The organism is Rugosibacter aromaticivorans (assembly GCF_000934545.1).
GTDB classification, from domain to species: Bacteria; Pseudomonadota; Gammaproteobacteria; order Burkholderiales; family Rhodocyclaceae; genus Rugosibacter; species Rugosibacter aromaticivorans.
In genome coordinates, this window is sequence record NZ_CP010554.1 from 2499956 (window position 1) to 2516591 (window position 16636).

General features: G+C 55.2%; 17 protein-coding genes. 3 read left to right on the forward strand and 14 right to left on the reverse strand.

All coding sequences use genetic code 11. The features are described from left to right. The 6 genes from cas5c to PG1C_RS12420 form a co-directional block, all read right to left on the reverse strand. Complete coding sequence (gene cas5c, locus PG1C_RS12395; RefSeq protein WP_202635053.1) at positions 1 to 819, reverse strand: type I-C CRISPR-associated protein Cas5c; 819 nt, start codon at positions 817 to 819, stop codon at positions 1 to 3. Next, the gene (cas3, locus tag PG1C_RS12400) at positions 816 to 3089 is read right to left on the reverse strand and encodes a CRISPR-associated helicase Cas3' (RefSeq protein WP_202635054.1); all 2274 of its coding nucleotides are present in this window, start codon (positions 3087 to 3089) and stop codon (positions 816 to 818) included. Before cas3 ends, cas5c begins: the two co-directional genes overlap by 4 nt. Before the next feature lie 214 nt (positions 3090 to 3303). Further along, a complete protein-coding gene (locus PG1C_RS12405) occupies positions 3304 to 3612 on the reverse strand; it encodes an HD domain-containing protein (protein WP_202635055.1) in 309 nt (102 codons plus the stop codon). Between the two features lie 131 nt (positions 3613 to 3743). Beyond that, the gene (locus PG1C_RS12410) at positions 3744 to 4058 is read right to left on the reverse strand and encodes a CRISPR-associated endonuclease Cas3'' (protein WP_202635056.1); all 315 of its coding nucleotides are present in this window, start codon (positions 4056 to 4058) and stop codon (positions 3744 to 3746) included. A gap of 9 nt (positions 4059 to 4067) precedes the next feature. After that, positions 4068 to 4358 carry a CrcB family protein gene (locus PG1C_RS12415; RefSeq protein ID WP_202635057.1) on the reverse strand — a complete coding sequence of 97 codons (291 nt, stop codon included), beginning with the start codon at positions 4356 to 4358 and terminating at the stop codon, positions 4068 to 4070. A gap of 48 nt (positions 4359 to 4406) precedes the next feature. Next, the gene (locus tag PG1C_RS12420; RefSeq protein WP_237218187.1) at positions 4407 to 5810 is read right to left on the reverse strand and encodes a M48 family metalloprotease; all 1404 of its coding nucleotides are present in this window, start codon (positions 5808 to 5810) and stop codon (positions 4407 to 4409) included. Positions 5811 to 5903: 93 nt separating this feature from the next. On the opposite strand from PG1C_RS12420, the gene moaC reads away from it, so the two are divergent. Next, positions 5904 to 6407 carry a cyclic pyranopterin monophosphate synthase MoaC gene (gene moaC / locus PG1C_RS12425; protein ID WP_202635059.1) on the forward strand — a complete coding sequence of 168 codons (504 nt, stop codon included), beginning with the start codon at positions 5904 to 5906 and terminating at the stop codon, positions 6405 to 6407. A 4-nt stretch (positions 6408 to 6411) separates the two neighbouring features. Continuing rightward, the gene (locus PG1C_RS12430; RefSeq protein ID WP_202635060.1) at positions 6412 to 7590 is read left to right on the forward strand and encodes a COX15/CtaA family protein; all 1179 of its coding nucleotides are present in this window, start codon (positions 6412 to 6414) and stop codon (positions 7588 to 7590) included. A gap of 22 nt (positions 7591 to 7612) precedes the next feature. Here the strand turns inward: PG1C_RS12430 and greB are convergent, their stop codons facing one another. Continuing rightward, positions 7613 to 8182: a transcription elongation factor GreB gene (greB, locus tag PG1C_RS12435; protein WP_202635061.1), complete on the reverse strand. Its 570-nt coding sequence runs from the start codon at positions 8180 to 8182 to the stop codon at positions 7613 to 7615. A 190-nt stretch (positions 8183 to 8372) separates the two neighbouring features. On the opposite strand from greB, the gene PG1C_RS12440 reads away from it, so the two are divergent. Then, positions 8373 to 8741 (forward strand): flagellar protein FliT, encoded by a 369-nt coding sequence (locus PG1C_RS12440; protein ID WP_202635062.1) that lies wholly within the window; start codon positions 8373 to 8375, stop codon positions 8739 to 8741. Between the two features lie 99 nt (positions 8742 to 8840). On the opposite strand, the gene PG1C_RS12445 is transcribed toward PG1C_RS12440, so the two are convergent. The 7 genes from PG1C_RS12445 to PG1C_RS12475 form a co-directional block, all read right to left on the reverse strand. Beyond that, positions 8841 to 9662, reverse strand: coding sequence for a M48 family metallopeptidase (locus PG1C_RS12445; protein ID WP_202635063.1), 822 nt, complete (start codon positions 9660 to 9662; stop codon positions 8841 to 8843). Further along, complete coding sequence (locus PG1C_RS12450; RefSeq protein WP_202635064.1) at positions 9659 to 10558, reverse strand: recombination-associated protein RdgC; 900 nt, start codon at positions 10556 to 10558, stop codon at positions 9659 to 9661. The genes PG1C_RS12445 and PG1C_RS12450 overlap by 4 nt, the downstream gene beginning before the upstream one ends. Before the next feature lie 76 nt (positions 10559 to 10634). After that, on the reverse strand, positions 10635 to 11252 hold the full coding sequence (gene lolA / locus PG1C_RS12455) for an outer membrane lipoprotein periplasmic chaperone LolA (protein WP_202635065.1): 618 nt from the start codon (positions 11250 to 11252) through the stop codon (positions 10635 to 10637). A 72-nt stretch (positions 11253 to 11324) separates the two neighbouring features. Beyond that, entirely contained in the window at positions 11325 to 12245 is a 921-nt protein-coding gene (locus PG1C_RS12460) for a DNA-3-methyladenine glycosylase 2 (RefSeq protein ID WP_202635066.1), read from the reverse strand. Next, entirely contained in the window at positions 12242 to 12904 is a 663-nt protein-coding gene (gene alkB / locus PG1C_RS12465; protein ID WP_237218188.1) for a DNA oxidative demethylase AlkB, read from the reverse strand. The genes PG1C_RS12460 and alkB overlap by 4 nt, the downstream gene beginning before the upstream one ends. Continuing rightward, positions 12901 to 13971 (reverse strand): bifunctional DNA-binding transcriptional regulator/O6-methylguanine-DNA methyltransferase Ada, encoded by a 1071-nt coding sequence (gene ada, locus PG1C_RS12470; RefSeq protein WP_202635068.1) that lies wholly within the window; start codon positions 13969 to 13971, stop codon positions 12901 to 12903. Before ada ends, alkB begins: the two co-directional genes overlap by 4 nt. A gap of 116 nt (positions 13972 to 14087) precedes the next feature. Beyond that, positions 14088 to 16400: a DNA translocase FtsK gene (locus PG1C_RS12475; protein WP_202635069.1), complete on the reverse strand. Its 2313-nt coding sequence runs from the start codon at positions 16398 to 16400 to the stop codon at positions 14088 to 14090. Positions 16401 to 16636: the final 236 nt, after the last annotated feature.

Below are 16636 nucleotides of genomic sequence, written 5' to 3' on the forward strand. Positions count from 1 at the left end.
CTATTCTCCCGCAACTCGATTACGTGCCAAGCGGACACGCTGCGGATGACAATCGAGCTTTGCGTCTTTTATGTTCGCTTGGAAGAAAACCGCTTCAGGTTTTACCAACGAGCCTTCCCATCTTGGTGCTGCTTTTTTCTTGGGTAGTTTTTCTTGTTCTTCTTCCTTTAACCAGCGAAAGCCTTGTGTGCGCCGTTCGTGGTCGAACACGTCGTACAGCATTAACCCCAGGTCTTCTTCGGGCCAGATGCTCTTACAACTTTTGTCGAGTTCCGCTGAACGTCGTTCCAGTGCCGCTTGGGCATCGTCTTCCAAGTCAAAGTCGGCAGCGAATTCGCGGACACCTAAATACGGGCGGTGATAGCACTTGCCGCTTTTTGCCCGTCGCTCAATTTCTGTCCGGTATGTCTTGATCGGGTGACCTCTTCTTTTGCCTATGTCACTCAAATGCACTTCGGCGGTAATGAGGTATTCGACACCCGCCAGCGCGAGCATATTGCGCTGCGTGCCGTCCTCCGCGCCGCCACCTGCCCGAATCGGAGAAACCTTCTCAGGCGATTTCATCCAGGTTTTTGCGTTGTCGATACTGATAACGCTGATGACTTCATTACGCCGAAAGGAAAACCAGCATCCGCGCCGGACGACATGTATCGAGTCAATCAAATAATAGATTTCCGGTTCCCAGAAAATCGCTTCGAGAACACCGCGAGCGGCTGAAGGCGTCATGACGGGATAGCTCACGCGCTCGATCTTCATTTCTGGGCGCGTGAAGCAGGCGTAATCGCCCCAAACGCGGATGGTGATAGAGTTGTCGCTCATGCAAAAAAGTCCTCCGTCGGGCGTTTGTCGATAACAATGCCAAGGTTGGGATGATACCAACCTTCGGCTAACACATTGATTTCAAGATTGGGTAACAGCGGCGAGATAGCTTTGTGCATAACAAGCTTTTGAAAATCGCGCGAATGCAGATTGACCATGTAGCGTTGCAGCCGTCTCAAGTCGTCGCGACTGAAGCGCGGCTGGCCTTTGATGACAGGGCGCGTGCGAATTTCTTCGACGAGGCTACAGCCTTTGCCATAAGGGACGATGACTGCCTGTGTGTCGTTTTCTATGACTTTCGCCAGCCTGGCAACTTTGCGGAAGTGCAGTTTTTCCCGTTCGCATTGAATATTTTTTTGATCGGTCGGCACGAGTTGATGAAGTCCATCAAAATACCGTCCAAACAGCTCGTGGTCGGTTGCAAGTGTGTCGGCCTCGACCTGTGCAAGCAGTGTAGCTGTAATGTCTGAGGCAGTGCGATACTCACCTGGGGGCAGCTTGTTGTCTTCAGGGCGAAAAACGATGACCTCACCGAAAGCGGGCTTGCCCGCCTCGTCGCACAAGCGATTCTCGCGGTTGCAACGCCCGGCAGCTTGGACAATGGAATCAAGAGGGCCGAGAGCGCGCCAGACAATAGGGAAATCCACATCCACGCCCGCTTCGATCAGTTGGGTTGAGACAAGGCGGCAGGGCTGCTTATTGCGCAAACGATAACGAATGGTATCGGGCTCAGGTTCACGATCATCGCCAAGCACAGTAAAGCGGTGCTCGGCGCACATAGCCGAAGATAGATGAAACACCGCGTCTCTTTCTTTCTGAGGAACAGTACGGCGTAGTTTCTCCCATAAATCATAAGCGTGACTGCGAATATTCACGATGCACAAGGCTTGGTCACGTAGAGCCATTTGTTCGGCTAAAACATTCCATCCGGTGGTTTCATCAGGCTTGGGTGGCTGAATAGATACCCGGCGCAGGCTGTGAAAATTAGCCTCGGTGCTGCCCTGAGTTATTTCTTGAATTTCACCTAGCCTGAAACCCTCGCTGAGAGATGAGGGACGATATTGGAAAGCAGGTTGGGTTGCCGTTGAGAACACGAAGCTGACGCCGTAGTGATCGCGCAGCTCACGAAACACGTTGAGCAACGGATTGAGCAAGTGCGATGGCAGCGTTTGCACTTCATCGAAAATCACCACCGAATGCGCGATGTTGTGGAGCTTGCGGCAGTGTGAGGTACGGTTTGCGAACAGCGATTCGATGAACTGCACCGAGGTCGTAACGATGATAGGCGCATCCCAGTTTTCTGCCGCATATTCGTTTGGGTGTTTTTCAAAGGGGGCGCGCGACCTCGTTTCACCGGTATCTTCCGGCACATTCACAGCGGAGTGATGTTCAATGACTATGCCAAGGTTTGCTGGGTCGAGGATGCGCCGGTATTGAGCTGCGTTCTGTTCGATGATTGAAAGGTAAGGGATGACGACAATAATCCGCCGAAGCTCATGTTGGGGTTGTGCGGCATGAGCCAAGGCGAAAGCCATTCCCGCCAGTGTCTTGCCACCGCCGGTTGGAACGGTCAGTGAGAAGAATCCCGGTGATTCTTGTGCCTTGTCGAGGCATTGCTGAAAGATGCTGTTACGAATGGCATTGAGTTTGCCGTCGCTCGATTTGCTTTCTTTCTCGGTAATCAGCAGCCGGAGCAATTCGGCGGCTTGAAGTTTGTGGGTTGCTCTTGATGCTATTTTGTAGTGCGCCTCAGTATCGAGGAAATCGGCATCAACCAGCGTTGAGAACAGCATCCGAATGTAGAACTCGGCACTGTGGCTCTTGTTTTCTACAAAGAGCGGTTCGGCAATTTTTTGGGGAATCTTGCCCAACTCATCCTTGAATCGCTCGGCAAGCAACGGCACTCGCTCAGCCGTCCGATATGTCGCACCTTCTACCAAGGTTTGTAATTCGTTGTGGTCATGCAATCCGGCATGATGCCCAGCAATGGCGAATGCAGGACCAAGCCAGTCCTGCCGATAAGCCAAAGCCGCACCGTACACCGCATGATGAGTTTCAGTGCTGCTATCTCGCTCGGCTCGCAAGTATTGCTGAAACTCATCGCGATACTTGCCGAGATCGTGCAGCAGTCCTGCCCAGTAAGCGGCATCACTCAAGCCGGGAGAGTTTTTTTCGGCAAATCCGCGCGCTAAGTTGCCGACTGCTTGCAAGTGATCCCACAGCAGATGTGTATTTCCATCTGAGTTGGCTGAATGAGCGAGAAATTCCATTACGGTTTCATGCTCTCATAAGGCAGGTCTTGCATGTGACACGAGAACCCCCCATATCCCGTCGAGTCCAAATAGCAACTGGCCCTGCGATTTCCGGTGCAATTTTGTATGGTCTCATCTGCCGCATACCAAGTGGGGCTTCAACTAAATGGCTCCGTTACAACAACCGTATGCTGTGACATCAGGGATATTTATTTCGCACTATGTTAATGCGCTAGCCTTGTGGTCCGAAGCTCTTCCGCGGGTATTGTTGTGGCCATAGCCCGCCCGCGGTCGAGTGCGTCTTGTCTCGTCCACCCGCCCAGCCTTCGATATGCCCAGTTGGGTCATGTACCTGCCGAATGTAATGCTGATAGCTGTAACGGTACTTGCCGAGGTCATGCAGCAACCCGGACAGACGCGCCTCATCAGCCCATGGCGTAGCTACTGCAAACTCTCGCGCAAGACGTGATACAGAGGTCAGATGATCAAATAGGGGATGCCAGATACCGACAGCATTAGCGCTGTGAGCATGAAATAGCATATGACACTCCGCCCTTTCCATTCTTTCGTTCATATGTTCAATTGAAATTATTCTTTGGGTACAAGCATAGAATCAGATCACGAATAACAGTATCCCATGGCGTAGGCTCACCAGATGCGCCATCATTGCGGTCAGCATGCAGTTGAAGGATGCAAAAAAACTGCGTGGATGAAGCCGGCAATCGCATGCTTGACCCTGCCCGGTGCTGTTTCAATGTGGGCATCGAAACCACTGACGGAGCGGATGTAATTCTGGAATTCCGGCTGGTACTTCCCGAGGTCGTGCCAGAGGCCGGCAAGATGCCCCCATTCGGAGAGAGCAAAGCACGCAGAACCTTCAGTAGTACGGCGCGCTACTTCACGCAGGTGCTCTCCAAGTTCGTGGGTTTCCCACACTCCCTCCCTGCCTGGTTTGACATGCGCAAGAAACTCCACCCCAGCCTCCATGACATTGCTTTATGCCGGGATTGTATCCCTGCCAAGTAAATCGGATGGCCGGTTACCAGAAAATTCCCACCTTTCTGGCGGTAGCTCCGCTTTGATGTGGAATATCGCCACAGCGATGCCGACCAGATAGCCACCGATGTAGCTACCGATGAGATTGACAGCTAACACGCCCAGCGGCAATTGTATAAAGACCTCATCGCCACAAAACCTAACGATGGCGTCGTCCGAGAAGTGGACTTGCTTCGCGGCGTATCGCCAGCGCCGACTTTTTAGGGCGAAACCATTATTTTTTAGCGGCAAACAATTCGCACACGCGAAAAGCAAAATATTTGGTGAGGTAACCCACCCTCACTTTTCCTTGGCGAGCCTCTTTTCTTCTTCGCGTCGTGCGCGAAACTCACGCAGACGCGCGTCCACCTGCGACTGCTCATAAAAACTGCCGTCACCCGCTTTCTGCGCCAGTTCCAACTGCCCTACGGCCTCATCTAAACGACCATCGAGCGCATAAGCTTCCGCTTGGGCGCGATGCTGTTGCAAACGCTGGCCTAATGCGGCGTAGGTTTTTGCCTGTAGGGCATGCACCGTTGCATCCGTGGCGTGCCCCAGCAAATCATCGGTGGCCACTTTTAACGCTTCTTGCGGCTGACGCACGGTGAGCAATGTCTCAATGAGCGCATACACCACGGCGCGTTCCTGAGGATAGCGGCTGTAGGCTGCGCGCAAAATATTTGCCGCTGCGGGGGCATCGTTCTGCTTTAGCCGCAGATCAGCGGCCAGGGTTAAAAACAGGGGCGATTCAACTTTAAATCGGCGTATAGCCTCAAGCGATCGCTCGGCGGCGGCTAGATTGCCAGCGCGGGCATAACTTTGGCTCAACCCATAGTGCACTGCGGCTTCATCGCCAGAAAAGGTATGATTTTTAAGTTGGCTAGCGAAATAAGTGACGGCGTCTTGTGCCGTTCCTTCTTGGGCGCGCAATTTGGCGCGGATGAGTTGAAACTCGAGTGAATCGGGCACTTGTTTGTAAGGCCGCCCTTGTATCCGGTTACCAATATCTGCCAGCCGCTCCGTTGTTAGCGGGTGCGTACGCAAGTAGCCTGGCGCATTGTTGTCATACAGTCGGCCATACTTTTGCAGCCGCTCGAAAAAACTTTCCATGCCGCGGATGTCGAATCCGGATCGCTCAAGCAACTCCAGCCCGATGCGATCCGCCTCGCGTTCAAAATCACGCGAGTAGTTAAGCTGATTCTGGATGCTTGCCGCTTGACCCGCCGTTGCAGCCCCCATCGCCAGATCAGGATTGCTGCGCGCTGCGAGCACGGCAACTACCAGCGCAGCGATGCTGGCAATCTGCCCTTGCCCGGCTTTACTCATCATCCGCGCCTGATGATGCTGCGTGAGGTGAGAAATTTCGTGCGCAATGACCGAAGCCAATTCGGATTCGGATTCCGCCGCCAGAATCAATCCGGTATGTACGCCAATCACGCCGCCAGGAACGGCAAACGCATTCAATGTGGCATCGCGCAAAGCGAATAACTCAATGGTTAGCCGCCCTCCTTCAACGTGTCCTGCTAACCTGTTGCCCAAGCGGTTAAGGTACGCATTAACCTCGGCGTCACCCAGCCATGATGGATCGTGACGAAGTTCGTTCAAGACCTGTTCGCCAATGCGCCGTTCCATCGCGGGGGACATATCCGCTTGCGCGACATCGCCCAAATCGGGCAAATCATCGGCCAGCAATGGGGGGGGCATGGCGCAAGCCAAGGCTAGGCAAAGAAGCGGCAAACATGGTCTCATACCGCTATGATAGCGGCTTTGCAACGAGAGATCGTGACAAGGTATTTCATGCATTCACCCACCGATGCCCCCATTCCCACCCTCACCCATTTTGATGCTGCAGGCCAGGCACACATGGTTGATGTGGGGCACAAACCAGAAACCCAACGCAGCGCACAGGTCAGCGGCAGTATCCGCATGGCACCGGCCACTTTCGCGATGATCGCGCAGGGTTCCGCCAAAAAAGGGGATGTGCTCGGTATTGCACGCATTGCCGCCATTCAAGGCAGCAAACGCACGCCGGAGTTGATCCCGCTGTGCCACCCGATTGCGCTGACTCGTGTGGACGTGAGCTTTGCGCTGGATGCTGCCACCTGCCGCATCACCATTGAGGTCACGGCAGAAACAGTCAGCCGTACTGGCGTAGAAATGGAAGCACTCACGGCCGCCTCGATCGGGCTACTCACCATTTATGACATGTGCAAAGCCGTCGATCGTGGCATGGTGATTGAAGACATTCGACTGCTGGAAAAATCCGGCGGAAAATCAGGCCATTGGATCGCCTCGGAGTAAAAACATGATGTCATCACCCAAACCATCACCCAACTTCGCTAACGAAACCACCGCACCACGCGCTATTGCTGTGTGGCTGCTCGTCTGTTGCGCCATGGTTTTCGCCACGCTCATGATTGGCGGTATTACACGGCTCACGCACGCGGGGCTATCCATTGTTGAATGGCAACCGTTGGTCGGCGCGTTACCGCCGCTAACCGAAGCCCATTGGCAAGAGCTGTTTGCCAAATACCAGCTCACGCCAGAGTTTCGTCTGCGCAATCACGACATGACACTCGCGGGATTTCAATTCATTTTCTGGTGGGAATGGGCGCATCGGCTATCTGGACGGCTCATCGGGCTGGTCTTTTTTGTGCCCTATGTCTGGTTTCTTATCCGAGGCCAACTGCGCGGACCCCTGGCGTGGAAGGTGCTTGGGTTTTTCGTCCTCGGCGGGCTGCAAGGTGCCATGGGCTGGTACATGGTGAAAAGCGGTCTGGTAGATGACCCCCACGTCTCACCCTATCGGCTGGCTGCACACTTGGGACTGGCGTTCCTCATTTTCGGGTTGATGCTCTGGACAGCGCTGGGCCTTTTGCAACCGCGCCGCCGTTTTAGCGCCGTCCCCCAGGAGGACTTTCCAGAGACGGCTCTGCCCAACAGCGGGTTCAAACATTTCCTGCGGTCAGATTCAAAGCTTCGCGGCATATCACCAGCGCCAGCGCCGTGCGTCCCTTCGGAAACTTTTACGCGCCGCCTGGGTGTCGCACTCATAGCGCTGGTATTTCTCATGGTGCTCTCGGGTGCGCTCGTCGCCGGCATCCATGCGGGCTTGGCCTACAACACCTTTCCGCTGATGAATGGGTTTATTGTGCCACCAGAAACGTTTCAGCTAGAACCCCTCTGGCTGAACTTTTTTAGCAACATGGCCACCGTACAGCTGGATCATCGCCTGATTGCCTGGACATTGCTGGGAGTCATTCCGTGGTTTGTCTGGCGTGTCAGGAGCGAATCGCCCTCTGCCCGCCCTGCCGCTGCATTGCTCCTGGTTTGGTTGGGTGTTCAAGCAGGTCTAGGCATCAGCACCTTGCTGCTGCGCGTGCCCGTGCCGCTGGCAGCGGCACACCAAGCCGGAGCGATGATCCTGTTCGGCCTCGTGCTATGGGTCAATCACGCGATTCGACGCGCGCATCGAACTATTTAACGATTGAACTAACGATTGAACCTTACTCGTAGCGAATCTCGATAACTTCCAGCTCACGCACACCGCCCGGGCTTGCAAAGCGCACCGCATCGCCCTCGCGCGCCTTGAGCAAAGCGCGCGCCAGGGGTGAAATCCAGCTAATGAGCCCCGCGCCTGGGTTGGCCTCATCAATGCCTACAATCTTATACGTTGCCTCGCTGCCATCGACATCACAGACGACAACCGTCGCCGCAAAAAATACCTGGTCGCGATTTTCCTGTGCAGCCGGATCGACGACCACAGCTGAATCCAGGCGCTTGCTCAAAAAGCGGATCCGCCGATCAATCTCGCGCAACCGCTTTTTGCCGTAAATGTAATCGCCATTTTCCGAACGATCCCCATTGCCTGCCGCCCACGACACCACCTGCACAATGCTCGGCCGCTCAACCTTGACCAACTGCTCAAACTCAGCGCGCAAGGTGGCGTAACCTGCTACCGTCATGTAATTTTTGGTGCCTGCCGGCAGCTTGGCGGCCCCCACGCCCGCTTCATCCTCCTCGTCCTCGCCGGCATCCTCGCCTGCTGGGGCTTCCCTGACAAATGCCTTGTTCATGCGTTGGCTACTCCTGCCATTCTAAAAATCACCAACCGGCATCTTAAAGCATGCCCTACACAATATGCTCACCAGCGATCCCCGTGGCCACTACTGGAAACTATCCACAGCCTGTTTTAACAGAAATAGCTAGCGATCCTGCCGCAGTTTCTCGCAACAAGCGGCATGCCAAGCCGCTACTATTTGCTGCATGACGACGCAAATAAAGCTTTACGAAGAAATCAGCACTTTGTCTCAGCGCATGGTCAACGCAGCGCAAGCGAACGACTGGGATCGTCTGGTCGAGCTAGAGCGCCGGGTCGCCACGCTGCGTAATGAGCTGATCGCCAGTGATGCCAGCCTGGCACTGAGCACGCCTGAGCTGTTACACAAGCAAGGTCTCATTCAACAGATACTCGAAGATGATGCAGAGATTCGCCGCCACACCGAGCCGTGGATGGAGCGAGTGCGCCATTTCCTGGGAACGCAAAAACCTCACCCCGCTGCCTCACGTGCAACGCGGCACAGCGCTTCAGCCCAAACAGACAATCCTCGCACGTCCCGAGAAAAAAGCACCTAACCCTGCTTAAAATTGACTATTTGTAGTTAATTTATGTCTATCTCCGATAAACACGCCCTCTCATCCAAGGATTGCGCAGAGAGTCTTTGAGTTACCCGGCTACTTTGCCTTTTCCGGCTTTTGCGCTTGAGCCTTGAGCGCTGCTTCGTAAAGTGGCATTACTTCGGGAAGATGTTTTTCAATTTCCTTGACCCGATTCTGGCCGGCTGGATGGGTGGATAGCAGCTCCAACGGTTTACTGTTATTCGCTTCTATCATTTTTTGCCATAACGTCACCCCGGCGCGAGGGTTAAACCCGGCGCGGGCAATCAGATCAAGCCCGACCACATCGGCTTCGGTTTCATCGTTCCGCGAAAACTTGAGCGACAACAAATTGCCGCCAAAGCGAAACGCATCGGTATACCGCCCGCCACCCAATAATCCACCCAAAACGCCTGCGCCTAATTGCGTCAACTGGCCTTTGGCAATGCGTGCGCGCGCATGCTCGCGTAACGCGTGGGCGATTTCGTGCCCCATAACCATCGCTGCTTCATCATCGGTTAACTTGAGCGTATTGAGTATGCCGGTATAAAACGCAATCTTGCCACCCGGCATGCAGAACGCATTGATTTGCTGCGAACTCAGCAAAATCACTTCCCACGGCCATTGCTGCGCCCGCGAATTGAAGCGGTCCGCCAATGGAATAATCCGTGCAGCAATCGCTCGCAAGCGCCGCACTTGTGGATCACTATCCGGCATCAACTCGCCCTTGGCGGCGGCTTGCTGTTTGATTTGTTCATATTCAGCCACAGCGGATTGTTCAATTTCGCCTGCAGGCACCAAATTTCGCAGGCGGGAAGCTTTACCCACATTAACGCCATCGGCCCACGCTGGCAGGGTAAAAACGAGACTGCACAAAAGAATCAGTAGGCGTTGCCTCATTCACTCTCCCCGCCCAGCGCCTTGGTTAAATGCGCCAGCAGTTGCTCCAGATTGCCACACATCAAGCTAAAGTTAGCCGCAAACAAATCATCCGCATTCTCGGCCTGCCGTTCAGCGTCTTCTTTCAGGATATCAAGAAAGGCAAGCCGTTTGATTTGTAGCTGCTCAGTCAAGGTGAAAGAAACACGATCTTGCCAGGTCAGACTCATGCGGGTCACGGTTTTGCCTGCCACGATATGATTACGCACATCGTCGCTGTCCAGGTTATGCCGGACATACCGCACGGCAGCGCGCTCTTCTGCCGCGGCACGCAACTCGCAGTCACGGTCGATAGAAAAGCTGCCCGGGGCTGCGCCCTCTGCCAACCACTGCGTCATGGCTGTTGCGGGTGCCAGCTTTGTTTTAAGCAGGCTCAATGGCAAGTCACCGAGCGATAATTTAAGCTGCTCGATCGCTTCGTCAGCACGTTGGCTTGATGCGGCATCCACCACCAGCCAACGGTTTACCGGGTCAATCCAAAGATAGGTCAGACCGCGTTTGGCAAAGGCGCGCGGAAGCAACTCCAGCGTCATTTGCTCGATCACTTCGCGCACCTGCTTACGTCCCGGTTTGTAGCCTTGTGCAGCTTCAATATCCACGAGTTTGGCTTGTGCATATTGGCGCACTACGGCCGCGGGCAGCAACTTTTGCTCCACGCCGAGCGCGATCAGTTGCTGCTTTTGCTGGGTAAATACCAGCTCACCCTCTTCGCCACGCGGTGGCACCCAGCCACGTGCAATCTGATCGGTTGCGCCACACCCGACAAACAATCCGCGGGTAAGTGCAGTGGCTAAATCTGCGCTGGAATACTGCCAAGCATCAGCAAGACGGAAAATCTGAAGGTTACGAAACCACATGGCAAAGACGCACGAATATTTTTGGAGGGGGTGGATTTTACGCAGGCGCCGTTGAAAAAACGAAATGGCGCTGGCGTTATTCTTTCATCACATCTGCACCGGCAGGCGGCGTAAAGCGGAAGAGGCTGGCCGCTAACGACGGATTCACTTCAAAGCGATCAAAGCGTAACAGGCTGATTTGGCCAAAGCTGTCGCTAATTTCCATACTCACCGGCTGATTCGCCTTAAAGCCAATTTTCACAAGCTCAAAACTGGCCTCCCCCGTGCGCGATGTGGCCTCGATAAACTCGATGCCATCAACGGCCGGTGCTTCCTTTAGCACAAAATTCTTCTCTATGTCTTGCCCCGCCAATAGCGCAGCAGGGCTGGCACCCAGGGCCGTTCCCACTTTTTTGATAGCCACCTGATTCAGTTCGGGGTCAAAACTCCAGAGCTGGACGCCATCGCTCACCAGCAGTTGCGGATAGGGCTTTTCATACGACCAGCGGAACTTTCCCGGCCGTTGCATGAAAAAACTGCCGCTGGATTGCTGTGGCTTGCGGCCTGATTTACTCACAACACTCTGACTAAACGTGCCGCGTGCACTCGCCGTGTGCGCGACAAAATATTTCAATTGATCAAGACCGGCAGCAATGGATACAGACGCAAAACCGGTGCTGCAAAGCGCACAAAAAACATAGAGGAGTTTTTTCATGCTGCAATTATCGCTCAAGACTTTTTAAGTAGCCAGGATCGGGGACGCATACTTTCGTCTCCACCCCATAAACTAACCTTCCAACGGCATTGCCCATAAATGGGCAGCGACCAATGCACGCCAGGGAGAAAAATCAGCCAGCCAATACTGTGCCCATTGTTCACTTATTTTTTCGTCAGATCTAAGCAATCGTTGCATTTTTCGCCGCACTGCAGCGTCACCATGTAGCGAACCATCAAGGAAACCAAACCCACGCAACAGCGCGTAGCTAACCGTCCAAGGGCCAATACCGTGCACCTCAAGCAATTGCCGACTCATTTCATCGGCTAGGGGTGTATCCACTATAGGCGCATTGACCCACGCATCGAGTGGCAGTCGATTTTGCTCAATGGCTTGACTCAGCACTATCAGCGTGCGGGCTTTTGCTTGCGAAAATCCAGCCCGCCGCAAAGCAGCCTCATCTATGCCAGCCATCTGGTGCGCATCCGGGTAACACCACAAGCCGCCGGTATGCTGCACCCCAACGGTCTGAATGAGTTTTCGTCGCACAGAAACTGCGGCATTTACGCTGATCTGTTGTCCCGTAATCGCCCAAGTCAGCGCTTCGAATGGCGTCGCGGTTAGCGGAACACGCAGTCCGGGGTGGCCAGCAATCAGTGAGCCAAGTTGTCGATGATGTCGATAGTGCTGCTCAAAATCTTCGATTGCTTGCGTCAAGCCGAGCATTCTCCGCACCATGCTTGCCATGCGTATCAGCGCATCCGTTTCATTTTTAATCAGTCCATCAATAGCGAGCCCTATCGTTGCATGCCGATCATGAAATTGGATATTCAAGCAGGCGGGATGCCCTTGCCACATCAACCCCTTGAGCAGTAAATCTTCCGCCACCCGCTCGGCGATCATCTGAATATCGCGGCGGTGGAAATCCAACACATCGTCCCGACGAAAATTGTCGGGCAGTTTGACAGTGCAAGAGAGGTTTGTCGTCTTCATCCAGCCTGGCGAAACGTCAGGTTGATGCGCGCATCGCCAAGCAGGGGATGGCAGCCCGCCTTGAGTGGTTGCACGCCGTGATAACGCAACCGATCCTGCCCGCCCCAGACAAGGACGTCGCCGTGGATCAATGCCAGGCGTTGCGCCCGCTCCGTTCGCTTTGCCCCGCCGAGTAGAAAAACGGCAGGCAAGCCGAGAGAAACGGAAACGATGGGCGCGCGAAAATCGCGCTCATCCTTGTCTTGGTGTAGCGACATACGAGCACCCACTGCATAGCGGTTGATCAGGCAGGCATCCGGCGTAAAACTTGAAAACCCGGCTTGGATCGCCGCCGCTCGCGCCAGATTTGAAAATGAATCCGGCATCGGCGGCCAGCGATGGCTGCTCTGCGGATCAAACGACGAATAGCGATAACCGGCGGTATCAGACAACCACCCCAAAGCTCCGCAGTTCGTCATGGCGACCGACATGGGGCGACCATCTACGATGACCATGTGGCGGAACGGCGACGTCTCAATGATGCGCGCCAAGTCAGCAAGGATTGCGGCAGCGTCAGTAGTGGCAAACCCGTGCAGTAGTACCGTTCCAGACCCTAGCCACTCTGACCAGGGTTCGCGCGCACCATCCCGTCCAAATAGATCGCCGTTGACAGCATTCACTGCGCGGCCTCTTTTTCGAGCAGAATGCGTTTGCGTTCGATACCCCATCGATAACCGGACAAATCGCCATTACTCCGCACGACGCGATGACAGGGAATCGCCACAGCCAACGTATTGGCGGCACAAGCCCCGGCCACAGCGCGAACCGCTTTGGGCGCGCCGATGCGGCGGGCGATGTCGGTATAGCTAACCGTCTGCCCCTCCGGAATATCCCGCAAAGCCTGCCATACGCGCTGCTGAAACGCCGTGCCACGTATATCGAGCGGCAGGTCGAGGCCAAGCCGGGGGGCTTCAATAAAATTAATAACCTTAGCTACCAACTGCTCAAAATCAGCGTCACCAGCGATCAGCCGCGCAGCGGGGAAGCGCGCATGGAGATCGCGGGCTAACTTTTGCGCATCATCGCCCATCAAGATCGCGCAAATACCGCGCACACTTTGTGCGACCAAAATCACGCCGAGTGAGCATTTGCCGATGGAAAAACGAATGTCGTTATTAGCACCACCGGCGCGATATTCGCTCGGTGTCATGCCCAGCACTTGCGGAGATTCGCCGTAAAAGTGGCCACTTGAATTGTAGCCAGCGCTGTAGATTGCTTCGGTCACGCTGGCGCTATGCACCAGTTCCCGCCGAACCCGTTGCGCCCGATGTGCGGTTGCGTAGTTTTTGGGCGTCAGGCCGGTAATCGCTTTGAAAACACGGTGCAAGTGGTAAGTGCTCATACCCCCCTGTTGAGCAAGTTCGCCTAATGTCGGCGTTCGCTCGGCACACTCGATCAAACGACACAGTTCAGCAATTTTTTCAGCCTGTCGAATCGCCACCGACGGTTGATTCGGCTGGCAGCGTTTGCAGGGACGAAAACCAGCGCGCCCTGCCTCATCTGGTGTGTTGTAGAAAACCACGTTCTCGGGTTTGGCTCGCCGCGACGGGCAGCTTGGTCGACAATAGACACCCGTAGTTTTGACTGCATAGACGAACGTCCCCTCGGCCGCCGGATCGCGCGTCATGACAGCTCTCCAGCGAGGGTCGCTCCGCGTTGTCACGGCAAGTTCAGCTTGGCTGGTCATGTTTAGTCCTTTCGACTGCGCGTTGATGACTAGATCAACTGTAGTCGCATCATGAATTCATGACACTCCGAATCTTGCTTTCAAATTCGCTGGGGCTTGCCAAGGTTGACTGAGGTTTATTCAGAGCGCTCCGGGGCAATCACTTCACGGCCGCCGGCGTTATTCATCGGCGAAACCAACCCGGCTCGTTCCATCGCCTCGATCATGCGCGCAGCACGGTTATAGCCGATGCGTAAATGGCGCTGCACGAGAGAAATTGAAGGACGACGGTTCTTGAGCACGATCTCGACGGCTTGGTCGTACATCGGGTCGGTCTCGGCATCATTATTCGCCGTATCACCAGCGCCGACTTCTTGTGCATCGGTTAGGCTGCCCACAAGAATTTCATCGATGTATTCGGGCGGGCCGATCTTCTTCAGATGTTCCACCACGCGATGCACTTCATCATCCGCGACAAATGCACCATGAACACGCACAGGCAAGCCGGTGCCTGGCGGCAAGTACAACATATCGCCCTGCCCCAGCAACGCCTCGGCGCCCATCTGGTCGAGGATGGTGCGCGAATCGATCTTGCTCGACACCTGAAACGCAATGCGCGTCGGGATATTGGCCTTGATCAGGCCAGTGATGACATCCACGCTCGGCCGCTGGGTTGCCAGAATCAGATGGATACCTGCCGCACGCGCTTTTTGCGCCAGACGAGCGATCAGCTCTTCAACTTTTTTGCCTACCACCATCATCAGATCCGCCAGCTCGTCAATCACCACGACGATGTGCGGCATCGTGGTCAAGGGCTCGGGGCCCAGGTCTGTTTCTGCAGTCAGCGAGAACGGATTGGCAATATGCTCGCCTGCCTTTTGCGCGTCATTAATCTTGCTATTAAAGCTGGAGAGATTTCGCACACCCAGCGCCGACATCAGCTTGTAGCGGCGCTCCATTTCGCCGACACACCAGTTCAGGGCATTGGCCGCCTTGGTCATATCCGTCACCACCGGCGCCAACAGATGCGGGATGCCTTCATAGATCGACAACTCAAGCATCTTGGGGTCGATCATGATCAGGCGCACATCCTGCGGGCCAGACTTATAGACCAGCGAGAGAATCATCGCATTCACACCCACCGATTTGCCCGAGCCCGTGGTGCCGGCCACCAGCAGATGCGGCATTTTCGCCAGATCGGCCACCACCGGCTGGCCGCCGATGTCCTTGCCCAGCGAGATGGACAGTGGCGAATGCATGCCGTGATACGCCTGCGAGCCAATGATTTCGGATAGACGCACGATCTGCCGCTTCGGATTGGGCAGTTCCAGCGCCATGCAGGATTTTCCGGGCACGGTTTCCACCACGCGAATCGACACCAGAGACAGTGCGCGCGCCAAGTCTTTGGCCAGGCCGACAATCTGGCTGCCCTTGACGCCAATGGCTGGCTCGATCTCATAGCGTGTCACCACCGGGCCGGGGTGGGCCGAGACCACTTTGGCCGTGACATTAAAATCGGCCAGCTTGCGCTCGATCAGACGCGAGGTAAATTCCAGCGTCTCGGTTGAGGGCACATCCGCCGGGTTATGCGTGGGTTCTGTGAGTAAATGCAGCGGGGGTAACGCGCCACCTAGCGCATCAAAAAACAAGGCGGATTGGCGCTCCTTCTCAACCCGCGCAATCGCTTTGGGTGCCAGAGGAATATCCAACTCAACAGGCTCGATCTTGACCGGCGGCAACGGGTTCTCTTCAATCTTGCGGCGCTCAGTTTCCACGACCGCTTCGCGCTGATCCGCAACCTGCCGACCATAGCGCCGATCTTGCCACCGTTCCCTCAGCAGCTGGCCACCGGCCCAGGCAGATTCGAGCAAGGCGCCACACTTTTCAGCCACGCCCATCCACGAGGTGCCGGTAAACAAGCTAAATCCCACCATGATCAACACCAGCAAAACCAACGTGCCACCGTCAAAGCCGAGAAACTGTGCAGCAAACCGGCCAACTTCAAAACCCAGCATGCCCCCCGGCGCCAAAGGCAGCGCCAGCTTTGCGCTCCAGAAGCGCATCGCCTCCATGCCGGCGCTTGCCAGCAGCAACACGCTAAAGCCGATGAGCGAGATGAACAAAGACCGCCGATCGCCATCAAACAAACGGCTCAGGCGGTGATAACCCCACGCCAGCAGAAAAAAAGGCAGGGCAGCGAACCACCAGGCGGACAAGCCAAACAGATACAACATCAGATCAGATAGCCAAGCACCCATCCGCCCACCCGGGTTTATCACCCGATCAACCGTCGCCGCATGCGACCAACCGGGATCTGCGGGATTAAATCCCCACAAAATGATGGCCAGATAGACCCCGCAGACCCCCACTAAAAGCCAGCGCGCTTCTTGCACCAGCAGCGCAATTTTTTCCGGCAGGGGTGGGGATGTCGTGGAGATTGATGTGTTCATACGGGCGAATAGAAGCAAAGGGATGCGTCAACGCATACCCGGCAAGGTAAAAGAAACGCTTCATTATGGCCTAGTAGCATGGAGGGGTAAAGCCTGCCAGAACGTTAGTCAGAACACCTTTCCAACCTGTTATTCAAGCGCCGCGCGCACTCATGCTGCACACACGCTTGCACCTTGCCTGCACGTTAAAAACGTCGGCGCTGGCTATACGGTAACAGCGCGGTAACAGCGCGGTA

Bases quoted from the DNA above. Each gene is read 5' to 3' on its own strand.
- PG1C_RS12430 (WP_202635060.1), top strand. From the start codon at position 6,412: ATGATGTCATCACCCAAACCATCACCCAACTTCGCTAACGAAACCACC.
- PG1C_RS12460 (WP_202635066.1), bottom strand. From the start codon at position 12,245: ATGAAGACGACAAACCTCTCTTGCACTGTCAAACTGCCCGACAATTTT.
- PG1C_RS12405 (WP_202635055.1), bottom strand. From the start codon at position 3,612: ATGCTATTTCATGCTCACAGCGCTAATGCTGTCGGTATCTGGCATCCC.
- PG1C_RS12475 (WP_202635069.1), bottom strand. From the start codon at position 16,400: ATGAACACATCAATCTCCACGACATCCCCACCCCTGCCGGAAAAAATT.
- greB (WP_202635061.1), bottom strand. From the start codon at position 8,182: ATGAACAAGGCATTTGTCAGGGAAGCCCCAGCAGGCGAGGATGCCGGC.
- PG1C_RS12440 (WP_202635062.1), top strand. From the start codon at position 8,373: ATGACGACGCAAATAAAGCTTTACGAAGAAATCAGCACTTTGTCTCAG.
- moaC (WP_202635059.1), top strand. From the start codon at position 5,904: ATGCATTCACCCACCGATGCCCCCATTCCCACCCTCACCCATTTTGAT.
- lolA (WP_202635065.1), bottom strand. From the start codon at position 11,252: ATGAAAAAACTCCTCTATGTTTTTTGTGCGCTTTGCAGCACCGGTTTT.
- cas3 (WP_202635054.1), bottom strand. From the start codon at position 3,089: ATGGAATTTCTCGCTCATTCAGCCAACTCAGATGGAAATACACATCTG.
- PG1C_RS12450 (WP_202635064.1), bottom strand. From the start codon at position 10,558: ATGTGGTTTCGTAACCTTCAGATTTTCCGTCTTGCTGATGCTTGGCAG.
- PG1C_RS12420 (WP_237218187.1), bottom strand. From the start codon at position 5,810: ATGCCCCCCCCATTGCTGGCCGATGATTTGCCCGATTTGGGCGATGTC.
- PG1C_RS12410 (WP_202635056.1), bottom strand. From the start codon at position 4,058: ATGGAGGCTGGGGTGGAGTTTCTTGCGCATGTCAAACCAGGCAGGGAG.
- ada (WP_202635068.1), bottom strand. From the start codon at position 13,971: ATGACCAGCCAAGCTGAACTTGCCGTGACAACGCGGAGCGACCCTCGC.
- PG1C_RS12445 (WP_202635063.1), bottom strand. From the start codon at position 9,662: ATGAGGCAACGCCTACTGATTCTTTTGTGCAGTCTCGTTTTTACCCTG.
- cas5c (WP_202635053.1), bottom strand. From the start codon at position 819: ATGAGCGACAACTCTATCACCATCCGCGTTTGGGGCGATTACGCCTGC.